General features: G+C 67.5%; 12 protein-coding genes and 2 pseudogenes. All 14 read left to right on the top strand.

The features are described from left to right. Positions 1–64: 64 nt before the first annotated feature. Positions 65–313: pseudogene (locus QZ607_RS25935) on the top strand (thrombospondin type 3 repeat-containing protein); the annotation flags it as partial. Positions 314–1,428: 1,115 nt separating this feature from the next. Beyond that, the gene (locus QZ607_RS18095) at positions 1,429–2,253 is read left to right on the top strand and encodes an SCO family protein (RefSeq protein ID WP_295885547.1); all 825 of its coding nucleotides are present in this window, start codon (positions 1,429–1,431) and stop codon (positions 2,251–2,253) included. Positions 2,254–3,041: 788 nt separating this feature from the next. Then, positions 3,042–3,158 (top strand): annotated as a pseudogene (locus QZ607_RS25930) (thrombospondin type 3 repeat-containing protein); the annotation flags it as partial. 1,047 nt (positions 3,159–4,205) lie between these two features. After that, positions 4,206–5,903, top strand: a complete 1,698-nt coding sequence (locus QZ607_RS18085) for a hypothetical protein (RefSeq protein ID WP_295885543.1) — start codon at positions 4,206–4,208, stop codon at positions 5,901–5,903. Positions 5,904–6,524: 621 nt separating this feature from the next. Continuing rightward, complete coding sequence (locus tag QZ607_RS18080) at positions 6,525–9,296, top strand: hypothetical protein (RefSeq protein ID WP_295885541.1); 2,772 nt, start codon at positions 6,525–6,527, stop codon at positions 9,294–9,296. A 676-nt stretch (positions 9,297–9,972) separates the two neighbouring features. Then, a complete protein-coding gene (locus QZ607_RS18075; RefSeq protein ID WP_295885538.1) occupies positions 9,973–11,526 on the top strand; it encodes a site-specific integrase in 1,554 nt (517 codons plus the stop codon). A 63-nt stretch (positions 11,527–11,589) separates the two neighbouring features. Further along, entirely contained in the window at positions 11,590–11,916 is a 327-nt protein-coding gene (locus QZ607_RS18070) for a type II toxin-antitoxin system RelE/ParE family toxin (RefSeq protein WP_295885536.1), read from the top strand. Further along, positions 11,909–12,190, top strand: a complete 282-nt coding sequence (locus QZ607_RS18065) for a helix-turn-helix transcriptional regulator (RefSeq protein ID WP_295885534.1) — start codon at positions 11,909–11,911, stop codon at positions 12,188–12,190. Before QZ607_RS18070 ends, QZ607_RS18065 begins: the two co-directional genes overlap by 8 nt. A gap of 116 nt (positions 12,191–12,306) precedes the next feature. Then, positions 12,307–13,617, top strand: coding sequence for a hypothetical protein (locus QZ607_RS18060; RefSeq protein WP_295885532.1), 1,311 nt, complete (start codon positions 12,307–12,309; stop codon positions 13,615–13,617). 117 nt (positions 13,618–13,734) lie between these two features. Next, complete coding sequence (locus QZ607_RS18055) at positions 13,735–14,529, top strand: hypothetical protein (RefSeq protein ID WP_295885529.1); 795 nt, start codon at positions 13,735–13,737, stop codon at positions 14,527–14,529. A 76-nt stretch (positions 14,530–14,605) separates the two neighbouring features. Further along, complete coding sequence (locus QZ607_RS18050; protein WP_295885527.1) at positions 14,606–14,815, top strand: helix-turn-helix domain-containing protein; 210 nt, start codon at positions 14,606–14,608, stop codon at positions 14,813–14,815. 10 nt (positions 14,816–14,825) lie between these two features. Continuing rightward, positions 14,826–17,477 (top strand): DUF3987 domain-containing protein, encoded by a 2,652-nt coding sequence (locus QZ607_RS18045; protein ID WP_295885524.1) that lies wholly within the window; start codon positions 14,826–14,828, stop codon positions 17,475–17,477. Beyond that, positions 17,474–18,076, top strand: coding sequence for a hypothetical protein (locus QZ607_RS18040; RefSeq protein WP_295885522.1), 603 nt, complete (start codon positions 17,474–17,476; stop codon positions 18,074–18,076). Before QZ607_RS18045 ends, QZ607_RS18040 begins: the two co-directional genes overlap by 4 nt. A 219-nt stretch (positions 18,077–18,295) precedes the next feature. Continuing rightward, positions 18,296–18,679, top strand: a complete 384-nt coding sequence (locus QZ607_RS18035; RefSeq protein WP_295885520.1) for a hypothetical protein — start codon at positions 18,296–18,298, stop codon at positions 18,677–18,679. Positions 18,680–18,984 lie beyond the last annotated feature (305 nt).

Below are 18,984 nucleotides of genomic sequence, written 5' to 3'. Positions count from 1 at the left end.
GGGTGCAGTCGTCGATGCTGACGGCTGTTCGGCGAGCCAGCTCGACAGCGACGGGGACGGTGTCATGGACGACCTCGACGCCTGCGCAGGTACGCCGGACGACGAGATGCCCGATGCGAACGGGTGCTCCCCGAGCCAGCTGGATACCGACGGTGACGGCGTGAGCGATGCAGCGGACCTGTGCCCGTTCACGGCGGATCCCGATCAGGCGGATGCGGACGGCGATGGCATCGGGGACCGCTGCGACAACTGCCCGGCAACGGCCAATGCCTCACAGGCGGATGCCGATGGTGACGGCGTCGGCGATGCCTGCGCCGTGGCGACGCAGCTCGGGGTCACCCTGAACGGCGTGCTGCGGCACTACGACGTCCTGAGTCATGGCGGCTCCCAGGACCGGGACGCAACCGCCACCATCATCGATGGGGGGACGGGGCTCAGCATCGTCGGCAACGGCTGGAAGAAGGTCCAGCTGGACGCCGCGTACAGGGTGGCGGCCGATACGGTGCTCGAAGTGACCTTCAGCAGCAGCGCCGAGGGCGAGATCCACGGCATCGGCTTCGACCAGGACGACGGCATCAGCTCCAGCACCACCTTCCAGTTCTTCGGCACGCAGCGCTGGGGTCAACAGGCCTTCAACGACTATGCCAACGGCGCGGTCACCTACCGGATTCCGGTGGGCGCCTATTTCACCGGGAGCTTCGACCGGATCGTCTTCGCCATGGATCACGACGTACGCGATCCAAGCGGCGAATCGGTGTTCTGGGACATCAGCGTCAACACGCCGTCCCAGGCGACGCTCGACGTGACGGTGGAGGGCGTGACGGTGACGCTGGACGTGCTGAGCTACGGCGGCAGCCAGGACGGGGTCGGGGACCTCGAGGTGCGCGACGGCGGCAGCGGGCTCGCCATCGCCGGCAACGTCTGGAAGCAGGTGCTGCTGGATTGCCGGGTGGGGCCGGAAACCACGCTCAGGCTCGACTTCGCGAGCGCCAGCCAGGGTGAGATCCACGGCATCGGCTTCGACGTCGATGACGGCCTGAGCGCCGATACCACGTTCAAGCTCTACGGCACGCAGGCCTGGGGGATTGAGCAGTTCGATACCTACCCGGCCGGCGCGGATGGCGCGGGCGTCGTGACCTACACCATTCCGGTGGGGGACTTCATTGCCGGCGATTTCAGCCGGCTGGTCTTCGTCGCCGACCACGACGTGTCCAACCCCTCGGCCGAGAGCGTCTTCAGCAACATCAGGCTCACGGGCTGCGGGCCTTGAGGGGCGACCCTGCCAAGCAAGCAGCAGTGGACGCCGGTGCTGCATCCCGCGCCCACGCGGGCCGGGTGCACCCGACCCAAGGCTTGCAGCTCCGCCCCCAGCACCGGCCCCAGCACGGCCCGCATCGCCAGAGCCTGACCAACTTCGGAGTCACGACAATGCCTTGCACCTTCCCTGTCCTGGCGGCCCCCTGCCGTTGCCTGCTCCCGGCCACCGTTGCCTGTCTTGCGGCCGCAGCCGTGGTCGCTGCGCCGTCGGTGATGGCGGCGGGCGGGCACCAGACGCCGGTCCCTGCGGCCTGGCACGGCGCGCCGGCTGGGGTACAGCTTGCCGAGGCCGACCCGCATGCCCATCACGCCGGGACGCACGACGTCCACGCCGGGCATGCCGATGCTCAGGATGCGCATGCGGGCGATGGACACCACGCCCATGGCCACCACGGCGAGGGCCATGATGCGCATGCCAAACATCAGGCGATGCTGGCGAACCGCAAGTATGAGCGTTCCGAGCATCAGTACCGGCTGACCGACCATGCATTGGTGTCCATGGACGGCAGCCCCACCACGCTGGTGGAGGAATTGGCGGTGCCCAAGCCCGTGCTGATCAATTTCATCTTCACCACCTGCTCCACCATCTGCCCCGTAATGAGCGCCACCTTCGCGAAAGTGCAGGATGAACTGGGCCCGGAGGCATCCGAGGTGCGCATGCTGTCGTTCTCCATCGATCCGGAATACGACACCCCGGCACGTCTGCGCGCCTATGCAGCGCAATTCGGCGCCGGCGACCAGTGGCAATTTCTCACCGGCGACATGGACGAGCTCATCGCCGTGCAGAAGGCCTTCGACGTCTACCGCGGCAACAAGATGAATCACGAGCCGACGACGCTGATGCGCCGCTCGCCGGACGATCCCTGGGTGCGTCTCGACGGCATTGCCAGCGCCGCGGACATCGTCGCCGAGTACCGGCGCCTGGTGGCCCGCTGATTCCGGCGATTGCATCACAAGGCCCGTCTGACTGTCGGGCCGACTGGGGGAAGCGCTGATTGCCGGTTGTCTCCGGACGGGCTATGAAAGCGGTCCTATTTCCACACGAGAGGTGAGTCCAGGTGCAACAGCGCAGCAAGCTCTTTATTCCGGCCGGGGCGGTCGTCGCCATGGCCTTGGCCGGCGGGCCCCTGTCTGCGGCCTGTACGGGCGGCCCGGACGTGTTCGTCTGTACCACCGAGGCGGCCTATCTGGACCAGATCGACGCACTCGGCTACGTGACATTCTCCGAGGGGTTCGAGGACGACGCCGTGTGGGGTGGGGCGCGCGACCCGGACACCGCACCGAGCGTCACCAGTCAGGGCATCATCTGGACCACCAATCACGACGAGAATGAGATCACCACCGGCCTGGGCGCTGCACGCACGGGCGGCTGGGGGGTGTATGACCCGGAGCACGGCTTCGCCTCCGGCACCATCTCCCTGTGCGACGTGGACAATCCACCGGAGCAGTGCTGGCTCCGCGACGGCGTTGCGGGCACCCTGGCGGACCCGAGCTGGCCGCTGTACGCGGCGGGCGGCTGGATCAGGACCTCCACTGTCCCGGCCAGCCTGGTGATGGTCATCGACGGCACCGTCGTCGAGCTCGGGCCACTCAATGACAACAGCTTCCATTTCTTCGGCGTCATCGATACCCGCGGTTTCACCAGGTTTCAGGTGATGGAAACCGAGGCCAAAATCGGCGATGCCAAGCTCATTTTCAGCGATGACTTCAGGCTCGCCCAGGCCAGTATCGACACCGACACCGATGGGGACAGAATTGCGGATATCGACGACAACTGCCCGCTGCTGCCCAATCCCGCACAGGAAGACAGCGACGGCGATGGCATAGGCGATGCCTGTGATTCGGCGGCGGGCATCGTCAACGGGGATCTGATGCCGCCGGTTCCGGCATTGACCGGCCTCGCTTACGACCCGGACAGCGACACTTTCTATTTCACCGCCACCGTCTGTAACGGGAATAACCTGAGTGCCGGAGCCGTGGGAGCCGGTATCGAATCCCGCACCGTCGAGCTCACCAGCGGCGAAGTCCTGAATGCAGATCCCTTGAGTCCGTCCGGCGGCGTCGGCTCCATCGTGCGCTTTCCCTACACGGGGGATTACAGCGATCTGAGCCTGGCGGAGGGCGAATGCGTGGACGTGCCCTATGAGATCGGACCGGTGACAGACGCCTTCACTTTTTTTGTGGACTTCTGGCGGTCCAACGCCGTGTGCAGCGTCTGCATGGACCCCAACTGTACCGCGGCCAATGTGCAGTTGTGCGCCGACAACAGGAACGTGTGCACCACGACGGTCCTCGATTTCAACGAGGGCGCCCGCATGACCAATCGTGCCTGCAGCGTACGCGACCAGGCACTGGCGGCGGCCGCCAACAACGACCCGCGCTGCGTCGAAGTGGAGGACGTCAACCTGTCGGCCACCTACGAAGGCGATTTCACCTGTGTCTTCGTCTGCGACGGCGTGGGCTATCCGGACTGCAATCAGCCGCCGGCGCTGATTCCTGACCCAGCGGCGGAGCTGACGCCATAAGCATGCCGCCAAGCATCGGCGATGCTGCGCAGTGGCTCGGGCCGGCGCCCCGATCAGCATGCGAGCCCCTGTCAGTGTTCCGATGCACCACTGCGGTTGTCGCGAGACCGCCCGGGTACGCCGACTTCAGTCGGCATCCCGGGGCGGTCAGCCTTCAGCCGAAAAGGAGCAGGTCACCAGAAAGGACACGAAGATCACGAAGCAGCGCGCGACGAACGAGCACGACTTGAAGTACGGCTTCGTTGCGGCTTCGCACCCCCTTTGGCTGGCTGCCTGGACTTGTCTATCCTGCGGATGCCCTTCGTATTTTTTGTGATCTTCGTGGTTCAGATACCGGCTCTGTGTTCAGTCCACCGATGGCGCATGATCGCCTGGCCTCAGATTGTCCGCAGCGCTCCACTGGTCCTGTTGCTCGCCTGCGCCGACGCCTGGGCATCCGGCTGGCCTGCGGCGGGCGAGGTGCCGGGGGCAGCGACGACAGCCGCGGCCGGGGGTGAGGCCGCGGCTGCGGGTGCGCGCATCTACCACGACGGCGTCCTGCCGTCCGGTGCGCCCATGCGCGGGCTGGTACAGGGCGATATCGCCCTCAGCGGGCAGCAGGTCACCTGCGGCTGGTGCCACCGGCGCAGCGGCCTCGGGGCCACCGAGGGGCAGGAGGTGGTGCCGGCGGTGACCGGCGACATCCTCTACGCGCCCCTGCGCACGCCCACCAGCAAGCCGCCGCTGGCGCCGGTGCTGCGCCCGCCGTACACGGACGCCACGCTGAAGCGTGCGATCCGCGACGGCATCGGCGCCGACGGCGAGCCCTTCGATCCGCTGATGCCGCGTTATCCCCTGGATGACCGGCAGCTGGACCTGCTGGTCGCCTACCTGAAGACGCTGAACACGGCACCGGATCCAGGCGTCGACGACAAAACCATCCACTTCGCGACCATCGTCTCGGACGGCGTCGAGCCCGCCCGGCGCAAGGCCTTTCTGGACGTGCTCGAGGCCTTCTTTGCGCAGAAGAATGTCGAGACCCGCAACGAGAGCCGCCGCGCGGCCCATGCGCCGCGCCACAAGGCCTGGGCCTATGAGCCCTACCGCAAATGGGACTTGCACGTCTGGACGCTCGCGGGTGCGCCGGAATCCTGGCCCGCGCAGCTCGCGGCAGAGCAAGCCGAGCGGCCCGTGTTCGCCGTTATCAGCGGGCTCGTGGACGGCCCCTGGCAGCCGGTCCACGACTTCTGTGAGGCCCAGGCGCTGCCCTGTCTCTTCCCGTCCACAGACCTGCCGGCGACGGCTGCGCCGGGCTTCTACACCGTGTATCTCAGCCGCGGTCTGGGTCTGGAGGCGGACGTGGCGACCCGGCACCTGGCAGACGAGGGTCTGCTCGATGGGCCCCTGGTGCAGGTCTATCGTGCCAACGCGCCCCGCAGCCAAGCCCCGGCGGAGCGCTTCGCCGCGCAGGTGCGGGCGCGTGGCGGCGATGTGACGGAGATCGCCATACCCGCGGGCGCGGCCCCAGACGCCGACCGCTGGCAGGCCATCGCCGGGCAGGCGGCGGGCGGGGTGCTGGTGGCCTGGCTCGACGGCGCGGATTTGCAGGGCCTCTGGGCGTCGGGCGCGGCCGCGGGGCTGCGCCGCCTGTACCTGTCCACGGCCCTGTATGGAGAGACGCCCGGGGCCATGCCCGCTGCGGTGCGCGAGCGGGCACGCCTGGTACACGCACATGCATTGCCGGCGGAGCGATCGCGGCTCCTGGTGCGCTCCACGGGCTGGTTGCGCGCCAAAGGTATCTATGCTCCGCAGGCGCTGCGCGAGCAGGCGAACGCCTTCTTTGCGCTCAGTCTCACCGGCGGTGCGCTGCGCGTGATGCGCGGCTTCTTCGTGCGGGATTACCTGATCGAGAAGCTGGAGCACATGACGGAGAACGCGACTTATACCTCCATCTACGAGCGCACCGCCATTGCCCCCGGGCAGCGCTTCGCCTCGCACGGCGCCTACATCACCCGCTTCGACCCGGCCGCCGATGACGCGCTCATCGCGGTCACGGACTGGATCGTGCCGCAAGCTGACTGAGCCGTTGTCCACGCCCAGGCCGTCGGCCGCCGCGTGCCGACGGTGCATGACGGCAAGGCCCTTCCTCTGCTGACCATCGCCCCGGTGCGCCGTCCGGCGCAGACGCGGCTCGCGTCCCGCCCCTGACTGCCGATGCTGCCGCCCCGCCCGAGCCGGAGCTGCCGCAGCATGTACCGCTCATCGTTCTGATTCTGCCGCCTGCCCATCCGCCGGGACGGTCCTCAGGCCTCCCGCAAGCGCATTGAAACCCGCCCGTTGCGCCCTTTGCCGCGCTTGCGCACCCCGAGCGCATGCCGGGGTACTTAAGGATTTCTTAATCAAGGCCCGCCTAGGCTGTACCCGTCCGCGCCCCGGCAAGGTGTCTGACCCGCCTGCGCCCGGCGCCCGCCGTTCCTTCCCCCCCGGTTCGGCAGCGCCGGGCGCCGTGCCCCCGAAGCGGCGGGCCGGGCGCCACAGCCGGAGCGCGGGCGACAACGCCGGGTTGACGCCGAATGCGCGCGAGGTGGGCAGCGCATGCCGGATGCAGCCGCCGGCGAACAGTGAGCACGACAGGAGGACGCGGCAGCCGTTGCCCGCACAGCGGCACGACGACCCACCCGATAACGCCCAAAGAGGTCCCAGATGGTTCCAAAACGACAAGCGGGTCGAGCGCTCGCGTCGGTCTTCACGACCGCGTGGCTCGTCCTGATGCTGACGACGGGCAATGCCCTTGCCTCCAGAGACGAGCACGATCACGACGACGAGGACGACGAGTACAGACATCACACCGAGCTGCGGATCGAAACCGCGCGCTGGGATGCTGACGACAGCAGACTGCAGATCCGCGGCAGCGGCGCCGAAGACGAGGCCATCCTGACGCTGTTCGACGCCGGCGGCGGCTTTGCCATCGGCGAGGGCCGCGCCCGGGATGACGGCGAGTTTCGCTTTTCCCTGTCCTCGCCGACCGCCGTGCCCTGCCGCGTGCGGGTGGAGACCGACTCCGCCACGGCCGAGCGGGATGTCCACGACGCACCCGACAATTGCTCCGGTGCGAACGACGGTGCCAACAACGGGGGCACCGGCGACGGGGGCACCGGCGCAGACCTGCAGGGCGGCGGCGACCCGCAGAATGTGTCCATCAACTCCACGAGCCAGAGCTGTGGCGAGCTCGTCGGTGGCGGGGTGCAGCCGTTCTGTGCTGATCTGTCCGTTCCGGAGCAGCCCATCGGCGGCACCGGCGGCCATCGCGTGGTGGCCGTGAACGACCTCGGCATGCACTGCGGCGATCTGGACACCCGGGTCGCGAGCATCCTGCCGCCGTTCCAGGTGCTGCTGGCGCAGGTCATTGCGCGCGGCAGCGCCGGCGAGGCGCCGCGCATCGTGCCGCCGGCGGACGTGGACCTGTACTACTCCGCGGCCTCCAATCCCATCGACCCGATCCTGCTCGATCCGGCCGCCTTCACCGGTGTCACCGACAACGGCGTCTACAAGACCAATTTCTGGGACGTCATCAGCGCTTACGACGCCTTCTACCCGCCCGTGGTGACGCCACTCGCCGTGCCGCCGGGGCTGGGCCTGCCCGTGCCCAATGTGGAAGAGCTTTACATCGGACACGACGGTGTCGTCGGCAGCGGCGACGAGGGGCTTGTCGCCGTGCAGCACGCCATGCCCGGCATCGGCAACCCCTATGTCGAGAACCTGCCGCAGCAGGTGCTGGAGCACTACGAGCACAAGCCCTTCTTCATCGATTTCCCGTTCGGGTACATTGCGGAGGACGTGAACTGGCTCGAAGGCGCCGGCATCCCCCTGGCGGCCTTCGACGACTTCGGGCGTGAGAACCCCTATCCGCTGGTGCGGGTGCAGGCGGTGCCCGAGGGCGCAACGCCGCCCTTCGACGGGGCGGGCGAGGCCCCCTACGCGTCCGTCGATACCGTGCTGCCCATTTCCGGCGAGGCCAGCTGCAAGAACTGCCACGGCAGCCCGCTGGACGTGCCGGACAGCCCCTATGCCGGCGCCGCCAACCAGCCCCTGGTGGACGCCGAGCTGCCCGTGGAGGACAGCACCCTGGACGAGCTCGCCGGCAGCGTGCCGCCGAGCGTGAGTGTCGAGTACGCCGCCGACGTGAACATCCTGCGCCTGCACGACGTCAAGCACGGCACGCAGTACCGAGACAGCGCCGGCAACGCAACGCCCTGCGAGGGCATCACACCGCAGACCCCTAACGGCGACGCCGACTGCCTGGCGAACAAGGCGCTCGAGCAGGGCGAGCCCACCGTCTGCCAGACCTGCCACTACACGCCGGCGCTGGACCTGGCCCAGCTCGGGCCCCTCGGCGGGGATGCCGACAATCCGGACCCGGCGGCCAACGGGCGCGTGCAGCGCATCCACGCCTCCAACTCCCGCGTCATGCACTACAGTCACGGCCAGACCGGCGTCTTTCCCACCATGCCGGCGCCCATGGCCCAGGAGGACCCCCGCACCGGGCTGCCCCTGAACCACCAGGAGCGCATCGGACTGCTGGAGGAGACCTGCTACCAATGCCACCCCGGCAGCCGCACCAAGTGCCTGCGTGGCGCCATGGCCGACGGTGGCATGGTCTGCCAGGACTGTCACGGCGGGCTGATGCAGGTGGGTGACGACTTCAGCGCTGGCCTGTCAGCCGCCACGCCCTTCCCGGCGGGTGCGGACCTCAGCAAGCGCGTGCCCTGGGCCAACGAGCCGGGCTGCGGCTCCTGCCACACCGGCGACGCCGCCGACAACCTGGCCGGCACCAACGGCACCCGGACCAATGGCTTCGACTCGGCCGGCAACGCCGACGGCATCCGCCTCATCCAGGCCTACCGCAGTGGCGAGGCGATGCCCATCGTGCCCAGCAACGGTCGCTTCGCCGAGCCGCGAGTGCCCGCGGCTTTCGAGAACGCGGACGGCACCACCTTCGCCAACCCGGGCGCCGGCAACCCCCAGCTCTATCGCGTCAGCACCGGACACGGCGGCGTCTTCTGCGAGGGCTGTCACGGCGCGACCCATGCGGAATGGGATATCGATGGGCCGGCCATGCTGAACGACAACGTGGCCGCCAACCAGCTTCAGGGCCACAGCGGCACCCTGAGCGACTGCGCCACCTGCCATGGCGACGGCTGGGAGCCCAACCCCGGCGATGCCCTCGGTGGTCCGCACGGCATGCACGTCGTCGGCGACACCGACTTCTCCGACGGCGGCCATGAAAACATCGCCGAGAACAACGCCGAAGCCTGCTTCGCGTGCCACGGCGGCACCGGTCGGGGCAACTCGCAGGGCACCGTCCTCTCCCGGGCGGCCACACACCGCACCCTGAGCAACGAGGGTGAGCTGGTGCAGGTGGCGCGCGGGGAGCCCGTGGGCTGTGTCCTCTGCCACGGCGGCTCCGGGGACTGATCCCGGCGACTGATCATTGAGTGGGAGTGAGGGATCACGGCGGCAGGGATGCCGCTTTTTCTTTGCCCGTTCGACGCAGCGGCTGGGCAGGAAGCTGCCGGGACAGGACAGGGCGGTACGCGCCAAAACCGCAATTCGCCGCGCAGGCAAAGCAGCAACAGCTTGCCCCGGCAGCCCATCGATCCCGAACGCTGCGTCGTGCGTCCATCTGCCAAACCCCTGGGGGCCACGCAAGGGGGGCAAGCCAACAAGCAGTGCACCGCTGCGGCGATCGCGAGAGCGTCCCCGGGTATGCAGACGTCAGTCGGCCCCCTGGGTACGGCGGACTTCAGTCCGCCGACCGCGCATGATTACCCGGCCTCGGATCTTCCCTTCCGCAGCGCTGCACTCGATGCCGCCGCAGCGCATTGCCGAAACAAAAAGGGGTTGCAGCCACGGCTGCAACCCCTTTGTCAATATGGCGCGCCCGGAAGGATTCGAACCTCCGACCACCTGGTTCGTAGCCAGAGAGTCGAGCCTACATCCGTTTTCTCTGGATTACTACAGAACCATACGGAACAGTAACTTAACAATTTGCCTTGTGCTATGCTTTGCGACGTGTCACCACGTGTCACCACCCCGCGTGGTGACATACTGGTGACACGAAACCGGCCCCAGCAAAGCGAGGTGATACAGGGTGAAGCTGACCAAGCGAGCAATCGACGCGGCACGCTACGAAGGCGACGGCAAGAGCCGGCACGTGCTGTGGGATGACGAGGTGCCCGGCTTCGGCCTGCGTCTGCTGCCGAGCGGCAAGCGGTCGTTCGTGCTGTCCTACCGCGTCAACGGCCGAAAGCGGATGATGACCCTTGGCGCGTATGGTGCCCTCAGCCTGGCGGAAGCCCGCAAGACGGCCCGCGCGGAACTGGCGAAGATCGAGACCGGCAGCGCGGACCCCCTCGAAGAGCGGCAGAAATCCGCGCGCGGCGAGACCGTCGCGGACCTGTGCGCGGCCTACCTCGAACGCTACGCGAAGCCGCACAAAAAGAGCTGGCAAGAGGACGAGCGGCGCATCAACTCCCGCGTCTTGCCCGCATGGCGCGCCCTGAAGGTGAAGGCGGTTCGACGCGCGGACGTGGCGGCGCTGCATTCCCGCATCGGCACCAAGGAAGGCAAGCCCTACGAAGCGAACCGAGTTCGCGAGCTTGTCGCGCGGATGTTCGAGCTTGCCCGGAAGTGGGGATTCGTCGAAGACGGCCACCCGAACCCGGCCCAAGGCATTGACGACTACAAGGAAGAGAAGCGCGACCGATGGGTAACGCCCGAGGAACTGCCGCACCTGGCGGCGGCCATCAATGCCGAGCCAAACGAGAGCGCCCGCCACGCCCTGTGGCTGTATCTGTTGGTGGGCGCGCGGAAGTCGGAACTACTCAAGGCCCGATGGGATGACGTGGACGAGGCCCGCGGCACCCTGCGGCTTCCCGAGACCAAGGCCGGGCGCACCCATTACCTACCCTTGAGCGGCCCCGCCCTGGCGCTGCTGCGCGACATTCCGCGGACCCCCGGCAATCCCTACCTCCTGCCCGGCGCCAAGGCCGGCGCCCATCTGGTGAATATCTCGAAGCCCTGGAACCGCGTCCGCACCGCGGCGACCTTGGCCCGTTGGCGCGAAGTGCCCGAGGTGTCGGCCCTGATCGACCGATTGACCGAGGCCCGCGCGGCGGCGAAAAGCAAGCACGCTGCGAAGGACTGGACCCCGACCCCCAGCCTTGCCGAGATTCGCCAAGCGGCGGCGGCGGAAGCCCTCGACCTGCCGCCGGCAATCGATGACGTGAGACTGCACGACCTACGGCGGACCGTTGGAAGCTGGCTCGCGCAAGCCGGTAACAGCCTGCACCTTATCGGCCGGGTTCTGAAGCACTCCAACGCTTCGACGACTCAGGTATACGCCCGCTTCGGCGAGGACAACGTGAGGACCGCCCTAGAGCAGCACGGCGCCCGCATCATGGGCGCGGCTGGCCTGACCCCCACGGCGAAGGTCGCCAAGCTGCCGGCCCCGTCTGCCTGCTGTGGAACCTGCGTGTTCTTCGCCGAGGACTTCCGCAACGCACCGGCCGGCGGCTGTATCAGCCCGCGCAGCCCGCACCACCACAAGACCCGCGCGGCAACCGCTGAAGCCTGCCCGCGGTACATCCTCGACGACGAGGCCCCGCCCATGCTCGCACGGCAACCAGCCGCCGCGAACGGCTGACCAGACCCCGAGGCATTGCGCCGATGCACCAATTGGTCCACCATATCAAAAACGAGATAGGCGATGGCCTGGACGGTTGACCTGGACCCTGCCGCGGAAGCGGAGCTGCTGGCCATGCCGCCCGACATCCGCGCCCGCTTCCTGCACGTTGCCGAGTTGCTGGAGGCATTCGGCCCGCGGCAAGTCGGTATGCCGCACGTGCGCCACCTGGAAGGCAAACTGTGGGAAATGCGCCTGACCGGTCGCGACGGCATCGCCCGCGCCGTCTATGTCGCGCGCACCGGGCAACGGCTGACCGTGCTGCATGTGTTCATCAAGAAGACGCAGAAGACCCCGCGCAAGGCCCTTGAGACCGCCCGTAACCGTCTGCGGAGACTGACCGATGACTGAGCTTGCCGAATTGAAGGCGCGCCTGCTGGACGACCCGCAGACCCGCGCGGAGTACGACGCCCTGGCGCCCGAGTTCGCCCTCGCCCGCGAGCTGATCGCCGCACGCACCCGCGCCGGGTTGAGCCAGACCGAGGTTGCCGAGCGCATGGGAACCTCGCAATCCGCCGTCGCCCGGCTGGAGAGCGGGCGCAGCCTGCCGAGCCTGCGCACGCTGGAGCGCTACGCCAGCGCCACCGGCTCCCGCGCCGTGGTGAAGCTGGAGACCCAGCACTGACCGAGGTATGACCCGCTCAACCTCGATCCGCTTCTCAACGGCACGGGCGCGCGCCTTGGCCCACAACAGCGCCCGTAACCAGCAGAGGATTGAGCGAAGACGGGAGACAGAAGCCGATGCAGACCTTCACGGCAGTTACGGACCAAGCCCTGGCGGACACCATCGCGGGCGCACGCTCGCGCGTCGTTCTGGTGGCGCCCGGCTTGGCCGGGGTTGTCGCCGAAGCAAGCAGCACCCTGACCGACCCGCAACCGGGGCCGCAAATCACCCTGATCCTCGACCCGGACGAAGACGCCTACCGGGTCGGCTACGGCGATCCCAAGGGCGCCGCGCTGCTCGCCGAACTGGTGCAGCGCCCGAACGTCACCGTGCGCTCCGAGCCAGGCGTGCGGCTCGGGCTCCTGATCGCCGACGACACCATCCTGATGTGGGCACCCACCCCCAAGTCGGTCGAGAACGGCCCGGCACCGAGCAAGGCTGACAGCATCCCGCCCAGCGAGCCCAATGGCATCCGGCTCGACAGCGTAACCAACCTGTCCGAACACATCGACGCTGCCGTGGGGTCGGGCGCCTCCAACACCGTTCTCACGGACATGGAGATCGGGCGCGAGCCCCTCAGCGCCGAACGCGCCAAAGAGACGATGGAAGCGCTGGCCGCAAACCCGCCGGCCCCAGTCAACCTGTCCCGCATGGCCCGCGTGTTCTCCACCAAGGTGCAGTTCGTCGAATGCACGCTACGCGGCGCGCAATGGACCGAGCGCGAAACCAAGGTGTCCAGCCTGCTGTTGAACGCGGATGTCTCGGACGACCTCGCGGAACTCTTCGACACCAAGATTCGGCCGTTCTCGAAACAGGCGGACGTGCCAATCCCGGTTCAAGCCATGATTCAGGGGCAACTCGCATTCGACAAGCGAGGCAAACCCCTGCTGACACCCATGACCCAGGCCGAGATCAAGCAGGTTTGGAACGACATCCTGAAGCGCTACCTGCACCGGATGCGCGGCTTCGGGCTGCTGATCCGACGCGCGGACAAGCCGCAGTTCCAGGCAGAGATCGACGCCTTTGAAAAGGTACTCAAGGCATGGGTCGCCGGGTTCCGCGAAGCAGTCCACAAGGACGAAGACAACCTGGTGAAGCAAATCACGGACCTAGTGCTACGCCGCCAGTCGGCCGCTCCTGCACGAGCCGGCACGCAAACGAAGCCCGATGAGATCAAGGCCAAGATTCGCGATGGCGTCAAAGGCATGCGCGTCATTGAGCCGGCGGTGAAGCTCGTCTTCAAAGATGTGTCCTGGGAGTCCACCGGCGACGCTGAGTTCGTCCGAGCCTTGCGCGAGACGTTGCCCGCAGAGGACTTGGACGGCTGGTTCAAGGTCTACTCCGCCGCGCCCGCGCGCGGAAGCGCGGACCTTGTCGTGGGGAAATGATGCCAATCACCGTCACCCAGTCCAGTGATGGCCTGTTTTTGGGTAGGCCCCGAACGGGCGGCCCCTTCACCGCCCTGGCTTGCCCCCTCAAAGGCCCGCGCCTGAAGGTACGCGACCATGCCGACGTTCGACTCTGAACTTAGCTGCGAAGAGCTGCGCAGCCTCCTGCGCGCCTTCGAGGGCAGCAACAAGCCCAAGATTGTCCAAGACGTATTCATCAAACTGTGCAAATTCTTTGAATCAGCGGAACACCGAGGCATTGATGCGGTGCCGTGTCGCGATAGGTCCGAGGCGGTCCCGCTAGACGAGTTCTCCGCGTGGCTCAACCGCATCCTCGCCGGCCCTGAACTGAGCTGCGAAGCGCTGCGCGCCCTGCTGTTCGTCTTCGAGGGCAGCGACGAGCCCGAAGTCATCAAGACCGTATTCAGCCGACTCTGTGAGTTCTTCGCATCGGCGGAACACCGAGGTATTGATGCGGCGCCGTGTCGTGACAGGGACAAGCCGGTTCCGCTGCATGAGTTCTCCGTATGGTTTGCTCGCGTGGTCGCATTGCGAATGACCGGGCAGAAAAGCGACTATCAGATTGTTCGTCGCCAAAGCGACTATCAGATTGTTCGTCCGGACGTGGCGTTCGGATGGGCGAAGCCGCGCGGCGGCTCCGCTGAGCCGGCTTCCGCTCGAACTGCCCGAAACATCGAAATATCAATGTGCGTTGCCCTGCATGAGCGGACGGATACCGGTGACGGGCATCGGGAGCGCGCAAAGAAACGCGTCGCTCAGTTATTCCGTTGCGGTATACGTCGCGTTGAACAAGCATTGAGTGAGTGCCCGACGAGTTACTGGGTTGGAACCGCAACCGAAGACCTGCAATCCACCCGCAGAAACATCACGCCCTTCCCTATCCGCAGCTAGATGTCCGTGTTTTAAGTGCGGAGAGCCCGCGCAAGACTTAGCCCTGCAATCGCAACTGATAGCAGGACCAAGCGCTATGACAAACCACAGCACGACCCCCGCCCCCGCGTTGATGAACGAGCGCGAAGCGGCGGCCTACCTGAACCTTTCCCATCGCACTCTTCAAGCCTGGCGCGTCCGCGGCGGCGGCCCTCAGTTCATCAAGCTAGGCTCGAACGTCCGCTATCGCCCGGCGGACCTGGGCGCCTGGCTCGCCGAGAACACCCGCGCGAATACCGCGACTTGAGGTGGGGGCCATGAACAACGTAACGGAATACGCCCGCCCCGACTGCATATCGGGAGCGGGCGCAAAGGTGACATCGGCGAGCGACCGACCCGGCAATAATACCGCAGAGCCCCGCGCCCGGCGCCTGGCGGAAGCCGACCCGCAACGCATCCGCGCTGCCCTGGCGCACGTCCCAGCGGACGACCGCGATCTGTGGCTTCGGCTCGGCATGGCAATTAAGTCCGAGCTTGGCGATGCCGGTTTCGAGCCTTGGGACGACTGGTCCCAGGGCGCCGACAACTACAGCGAGAGGGACGCCCGCGCCGTTTGGAAGTCGATCAGGCTCGACGGTGGCGTCGGCATCGGAACCTTGTTCCACGAGGCCAAGGCCCACGGCTGGAGTCCAACCAATGGGCATGACCGAGGCCCCGCGCCGATGCGCCCACGACCGCCGCGAGGACCAAGCGTCGCTGATGACGCGGAGGTCGAGCGCGAGCGCGCGGGAACCGCCGACAAAGCCCAACGCATCTGGAAGGCCGCGAGCCAAGCCCAACCCGACCACCCGTATCTGCGGCGCAAGTCCGTTCACCCGACGGAGACCATGAGGGAGCTTCCGGCGGATCAGGTTGAAACACTGATCGGCTACACGCCCAAGGCTCGCGGTGAGCGCTTCGCCGGTCGGCTGCTGGTGGTGCCCGTCATGCGCGACGGGCGGCTATCCACCCTTGAGCTGATCGACGAAGCGGGCCGCAAGACGGCGCTGGCTGGACGCGGCACCAAGAAGGGCGGCTATTGGGCCGCGCAGCGACTACCGGAGAACGACGGCGGCGGGTTGACGCTGTTGGTCGGCGAAGGCGTTGCAACCGTCCTGAGCGCCCGCGAGGCGGCCGGACACCCGGTTGTCGCCGCGCTGGCGTCGGGCAACCTCACCGACGTTGCTCAGACGATGCGCGCACGCTACCCGGCGGCTGAGCTGATCGTCCTGGCTGACCTGGCCAAGGACAGCGGAGAGCCCGATCCTCACGCCATTGAGGCCGCGCGGGAGGTCGGCGGCTTGCTGGCGGTGCCGGACTTTGGGGCCGAGCCACCGCAGGGGGCGACCGACTTCAACGACATGGCCTGCCTAGTAGGGTCCGAGGCGGTACGGGAAGCGGTCAACGACGCCAAGGCGCCCGCCAATGCAGCGGCGGACTTCCGCGACGTGGACGCCTGGCCCGAGCCCGAGGACCTGCCCGAAGGACTGCCGCCCGTCGAAGCCTTCGACCCGAAGCTACTGCCGGCGGCGCTGCGGCCTTGGATCGTTGACATTGCCGAGCGCATGCAATGCCCCCCGGACTACCCGGCGGCGGCGGCCGTTGTCTGCCTGGCGGCCGTGGTCGGACGGCAAGTCGGTATTCGCCCCAAGGCCCGCGACGATTGGACCGTTGTCCCGAACCTGTGGGGCGGCATCATCGGGCGGCCGTCGCTGCTGAAGAGCCCGGCGCTTGCCGAGCCGATGAAGGCTGTTGATGCCCTCGAAGCGAAGGCCCGCGACGCGCACGCGGAAGCTGAGAAGGAGCACAAGGCGGCGCTGGCGCTTAGCGCGGCCTATGCCAAAGAGGCAACCACGAAGCTACAGAAAGCCGTCAAGGCCAACGATAAGACCATGGCTGAAGCCCTGGCGCGCGAGTCTGTCGAAGAGCCCGAGCCACCGGCCCGGCGGCGCTACAAGACCAGCGACGCCACCGTTGAGAAGCTAGGCGAACTGCTGCGCGACAACCCCCGCGGCGTGCTGGTGTTCCGTGACGAGCTTGTGGGCTTCCTGCGAAGCCTCGACCGCGAAGGCAGGGAAGGCACCCGCGCGTTCTATCTGGAAGCCTGGAACGGCACGGGCGGCTTCGTGTTCGACCGCATAGGCCGCGGCACCGTCGAGATTGAAGCGGCCTGTGTATCGATCCTAGGCGGCATCCAGCCCGGCCCCCTGGCGGACTACCTGACCGAGACCCTACGCGGCGGCGCTGGCGACGATGGCCTGTTGCAACGCTTCCAGGTCGCGGTTTGGCCCGATCCGCCCGCCGCATGGGTCAACGTGGACCGCTGGCCAGACTCGAACGCGCGGCAAGCCGCACGGCAGGTATTTGACCGACTGGACACCCTCGACCCGGCGGCCATTGGCGCGACCGAGGACGAAGGCGACCGCCTGCCCTGGCTTCGGTTCGATCCGGCGGCCCAAGCCCTGTTCGACGATTGGCGCGCGGACCTTGAGCGGCGCTTGCGGACCGAGGACCTGCCGCCCGCCTTGGAATCGCACCTGGCGAAATATCGAAGCCTTGCCCCGTCCCTGGCGCTGCTGTTCCACCTGACGGACGTTGAGCGCGGCCCCGTTGGTGAGCCGTCGCTACTGCGCGCCCTGGCGTGGTGCGACTACCTGGAATCGCACGCCCGGCGCATCTATGCCCCCGCCCTGGCGCCCGACTTTTTTTCGGCCCGCGAGCTGGACCGGCGTTTGCTGCGCCTGCCCGAGCCGTTCACGGCAAAGGACGTTTACCGCAACCACTGGCGCGGCCTCGACCGCGAAGGCACGGCGGCGGCACTGGCGACCCTTGAGGACTTCGGCAGGGTCCGCGGCGAGAAGGCCCAAGGCCCCGGACGCCCGACGGTTCGATACACCGTCAACCCGGCGCTGCGAGGTGCCCGGCAATGAGGTTTCTGGACCGACTGCGGACCCTCGACGATGCGGCGAATTTTTCGGAAATGCCCGGTTCGCCTAGTGCCAAAAGTGTCGAAACCCCCTCAAAGCCGAGTATCGACACTTTCGACACTGCCCCAACCGGCCCTTTTCAGAAAATTCACGGCTTCGACCTGCCCGAACTCAAGGCGGCGGCCGGCGACGATTGGCCCGAACTCGAAGCGAACCCCGAGGCCCTCGACGCTTTCGCCCTGGCGCTATCAATCCGCTGGCAACGCGAGGGCGGGGAACGCCCCGAGAGCTACACCCAAACGGCAATCTGCGACGGCTGCGGCCCGGTCTGGCTTTGGCCCGGCGCCCCGGCGCGCGTCATCGCCTGCCCGTGGTGCTTCAACGTCGCCGCCGGCAAGCCCGTTCCCAGGCCCCCGCAGCCAGCACAAACGGCACCGGCTGCGCCCGTCACCTGTGCGAACTGCGGGCACTTCGAGCCCAACACCGTCGGCAGCAGCGCCGGCATCGGTCGCTGCCGCATCGGCGCTCCCGCGAGCCGCCGAACGCCGGCGCTGTGGCCGAATGCTGAGCATCCTTGTCGCGACTGGAGGCCGAGCCAATGAGCCGACGCGGACCCAAGTCCCCGACCCGCGCACGGATTGCCGCCGAGTTGGATTTCCTCGTCCCGACCGAGCAAGCGACCGCGTTGGATGGGGAGGCGCTTGAGGTCGCCGACCTGTTCAGCCGCCTACCCAGTCGTCAACGCCGCTTCATTCTGGCGGCATTGCGCCTACCCGCGAGCGAGCGCGATGCAGTTCTTCGCAACATCGAGAGGCCAACGCATGGCACGCCAACCCAACCCCCCGAGCGGCGACAGCGTGGCCGCTGAGGTGGACTTCTACGCCCGACCAAACCCGCCCAAAACGGCGAGGCTGCCAACAATGCAACAACAACCCGACCAGACGCGCGCCGCAACAGCAATGCCCGCGCGCGAGCGCCAACGGCGTTATCGTGATGCCCGGCTGGCGCGCGGCGACGTGCGGCTGACGATCATCATCGACATGAAAACGCGGCGCACCCTGGGGCGCCTGGCGCGCTGGCACGGGGTGACGCTTCAGCAAGCCCTGGCGTTGGCCGTGGAGCGCACCGACGCGGCGTTGACCGATTCGCTGCCCGCCCCGCAGAGACTCGCCTATCGAGGCGGTGCCCGTGATGTTACCGGGTAACGCGGCGCCGAGCCCAAGCCGCGCCCCGCGTGCTTTCGGGAGCGGTACGCGCGCGCGAGGAGTCTCAGCCCGCTCAACAGCGGCGCGGCTGACGCCGATCTGGGCGGCTTTGGCGGCTGCGGACTTGCGCTCTGCCTCGGCTTGATAGTCGCGCGCAGATGGCGATGGTTCTGGTGTCGCCTCAAGTTGAGGCGGGACCATAACAGGCTTTGTCCAGCTCGCGGATTGCTGACTTCGTGCTGTTCCCTCGCCGCCTCAGCCCGCTTCCGGTTCGCCTCGTCGCGGATGCGCGCATAAATCCCCAA

It is taken from the genome of uncultured Thiohalocapsa sp. (assembly GCF_913063425.1).
Taxonomy (GTDB): Bacteria; Pseudomonadota; Gammaproteobacteria; order Chromatiales; family Chromatiaceae; genus Thiohalocapsa.
The sequence above is the reverse complement of the archived record's forward strand: the minus strand, read 5'-3'. Positions and strand labels throughout refer to the sequence as shown.